Genomic DNA, 3764 nt, shown 5'->3' with positions numbered 1-3764 from the left:
CTAGTTCTCAGTCGGCCGCTCCAATCGACGAAAACGCCGTGAGCTTTGAAGCAAAGGAGCAGGAGAATGGCAACATTGTTGTCGAACTAAGCGAGAACAGCCGATTCGTTAGCGACGGGAAGAACGTCAACGTCGTCGACGCCGATGGAGAAATCGTCGATGTTCTCACCCCACAGCTGAAGGATGAGGTGGGCAGGACTGCCACTCTGTCTTTCCATCAAGTGACTGACCACGAACTGGTTATCACTCCGACTGACGTGTACTCACCATACGGGTACTGGAGTTGCGTCGGCAAGAACGCGGTCGGTGGTGTGGTTGGTGGCGCCGCCGGTGGTTGTGCGGGTGGCGTCTGGTTCGCCGGGGTTGGCTGCCTTGCGGGGGCTGGCGCGGGTGCCGTGACCACCGGTATCGCCACCGGTGTCGGCTCCCTCATCTGGTGTTCGTAGTCAAAATCACCGCTACTGATCACCTAACTTCACAAGAGGAGGTTAATCGATTGAACAACATCGTCGCACTCGGGCTGACTGCGCTCATCGGCGCCATGGTGACCTATGCCGTCCTCAGTCTCCTAGGCGTCAACAACCCTTGGCCAGCAACATTCGTGGTTGCAGTTCTATCGATTCTCTTGGCCTACTGGCAGTCGAAAAAATCCAAGTAGTATGACTGGCACTCCAGCAAGGAAGCGACGCTTCAGGCGAAGCGCCGCTTCTGTTTTTCTCCCGTTCATGTTACTCATCAGCATGGATGTACCTGCAACCGCTCAGGTGGCTGGAAGTTCCTTTACGTCGTCTGAACCTCCCCAGCCTAGATTATGGAACTTGTCAAGCCTCCTTGATTTGCGATCGACTCCAGTTGTGAGCAGCGGCTCCATGATCGAGGTGGTATCCCCGTCTCAGGCCCGAATGCGCTGCTCGTTGACGCTTGTGGACAACAAGGCCTACACTGCAGGACACTGTGGCCCAGTCGGCTCAGAGGTGCTTGTCGACGAACGCGCTGTCGGCTACATCGAGCATAACTATCTTCCAGAAGGACGAGGTATGGACCTCGCGGAGGTTCGTCTCTTCTCATCCACCACAGTAGTATTTGATGAGGGGGTAGCAAACTACTCGCCTTCGTTAGGTGACGATCTTGACATCAATTCTTCGGCGGGAGATAGCTTCGGGAAGATCACCTCGCTAACATCGCCACTGCGTGAAGCTTATCTGAACGGTGCACTACATCCTGTAAAACCCATCGTCGTACAGTCGCGTACCGTCCCGGGAGACTCCGGAGCCCCAGTCCGCTACAATGGAAAACCGTGGCTATTGTCAAGGGGGGCGACCTGAAGGCCACGACTTATATCGTTCTCCTGCCCTAACAATTACTTCTTTGGGACGGGTCAGAAGAATTCCGGTGAGATGCATATCTCATAACCCAACGAAAATGGCTCTTCTTTTATTTGGTGATCTCGTGGTCGAGTGATGTACAGAGCCGCATTGTTCTCGAAGCAACACTGAAGTGCCCCAGGTTTTGTTCCGTTTGAGTAGATGGGAAAATCTGGAACATGCCGAGGAAATTTGACCAGGATGCGAAGGACCGCGTTGTCCGTCTCGTTGAAGACCGTATCGTGGCGGAAAATCTTTCGATGCAAGACGCATGTCGGGCTGTCGCACCCAAACTGGGTGTCTCGTGGCACACATCCCGACAGTGGACGCAGGCTGCTCGTCGCGACGGACGAGTCCCTGAACATTTGCCTGAAGACTTGGCAGCTGAAAACGCCAGGCTACGGCGCGAAGCTCAGGAGCTACGTGACATCAACGAGCTGTTGAAAGCTGCCTCGGCTTTTTCGCATCGGAACTCGGCCCAACACGTCGGAAATGATCCGGTTCGTCGATGAGTATCGGGATCGTTTCACGGTCGAGTTCATCTGTGCGGCGTTGAAGAATAATCGTGAAGGTGGCTTCATTACCTCGCGTGGTTACAGGCAGTCGAAAGCCCGGGACTTAAGTGCCCGCGCACTTCGTGACGCAGCCGTCATGGAGCATGTTCGACAGGTTCACGCTGACAATTACGGCGTCTACGGCGTGCGGAAAATGTGGCGTGCCCTTCGACGTGAAGGCATTGATATCGGCCGCGAGCAGACTGCTCGGCTGATGCGCCTGGCCGGTCTGTCCGGCAAAGGCAAAGGCGGTGCACCTCGCACGACCCGCACACCGAAGGGGCCGGATGTGCGACCTGATCTGGTTAATCGTGAATTCAGAGCGCCTAGCCCCAACCGACTGTGGGTGGCTGACATCACCTATGTGCGCACGCGGAAAGGCTTCGTCTACACCGCATTTGTCACTGATGTGTATTCCCGCAGGATTGTCGGGTGGGCGTTGTCAAACTCGATGCGTACCGAGGCGTTGCCGCTGCAGGCGCTGAAACCAAGCGATTGTGTGTGCGAAGAAAACCGAAGGTCTAGTTCACCATTCGGACCACGGCTTGCAATACGTCAGCATCGTCTACAACGAGCGTCTGGCTGAGCACGGGATCGCTGCGTCTACTGGGACTGTCGGTGACTCCTACGACAATGCTCTGGCTGAAAACGTTAACGGTTCCTACAAGAATGAACTCATTCAAACTCGGAGGTGGGCGGACGTTGTCCAGGTGGAAATCGCGACGTTTGAATGGGTGAATTGGTGGAACGAATCACGGCTCCACCAATCCCTCGACTACCGCACGCCGGCGGAGGTTGAATCAGATGAATCAGAATTTTGGCGCAAAAGCTCAGCTCAGGACATAATGGAAATCAAGGCACATGCCTAGGAACAAAACCCGGGGCACTTCAGAATACGTAGTAGTAGTTATCGTCCGTACTGAACTGCGGTTCCCGAGCTAAACCCCTAGAAATCGGAATCCCGGATTTCCACTTGAAGAAGCCCTCTGGTGGCATCTCATTCGTTCGCTGCCGGAAGAGTTTTTCTCCTTTGCTGACTTCTTGGCTGGGGAACAGCAGTGTTTGGCCACTTCTTGAAGATGGATCCCAGGTGGTCGCTCAAGGATCTATTTTGATGGATGAATTTGAGTAACATCCGTAGTATGTTTTTCAAGGTACACCTCGAAGACCAACATCCTCAAGACCATCGGACCGCTCTTCCTCGACGAGTTGCGTGCCCAGGCTGACAAGCTGGTCTCCAACCCCGCCACCCCGGTGCGCAAGTTAGAAGAATTCCGCGACTCACTGGCTGCCCATATTTTCTGCGACCCGGCCTGTGGTGCGGGAAACTTCCTGCTCACCGCCTATAAAGAACTGCGCCGTATTGAAACGGACCTTATCGTGGCTATCCGTCAGCGCCGTGGCGAGACGGGTATGTCGCTAAATATTGAGTGGGAGCAGAAACTGTCGATTGGGCAGTTCTACGGATTTGAGCTGAACTGGTGGCCGGCAAAGATTGCAGAGACGGCGATGTTCCTGGTGGATCATCAGGCGAATAAGGAGTTGGCGAATGCGGTGGGGCGTCCGCCGCAGCGTTTGCCTATTACGATTACCGCCCACATCGTCCACGGAAACGCTCTCGCCCTGGACTGGACGGAAGCGCTGCCCAAAGCAGTGGGGGAGACGTTTATCTTTGGCAACCCACCATTTATCGGTCAAGATACGCGCACAAAACAGCAGCTCGAGGAAATGAAAGCTGTATGGAGACGTAAAAACATCTCGAGATTGGACTACGTCACGTGTTGGCACATAAAAAGCCTTGACCTTTTCAGTACCCGTAACGGACGGTTCGCTTTCGTAACAACTA

Annotated in this window: 2 protein-coding genes and 2 pseudogenes; all 4 read left to right on the top strand. The window is 54.6% G+C overall.

Translation table 11 applies throughout. The features are described from left to right. The coding region (locus tag VVR41_RS10565; RefSeq protein ID WP_368524736.1) for a hypothetical protein at positions 1–446 on the top strand (446 nt) is incomplete at its 5' end. 50 nt (positions 447–496) lie between these two features. Then, positions 497–658, top strand: coding sequence for a hypothetical protein (locus VVR41_RS10560; protein ID WP_368524735.1), 162 nt, complete (start codon positions 497–499; stop codon positions 656–658). 885 nt (positions 659–1543) lie between these two features. Further along, positions 1544–2787, top strand: a pseudogene (locus tag VVR41_RS10555) (IS3 family transposase). A gap of 286 nt (positions 2788–3073) precedes the next feature. Further along, positions 3074–3764, top strand: a pseudogene (locus VVR41_RS10550) (DNA methyltransferase); the annotation flags it as partial.

It is taken from the genome of Corynebacterium sp. LK2510, assembly GCF_040946405.1.
GTDB lineage: Bacteria > Actinomycetota > Actinomycetes > Mycobacteriales > Mycobacteriaceae > Corynebacterium.
This window is presented reverse-complemented; position numbering and strand designations above follow the sequence as displayed.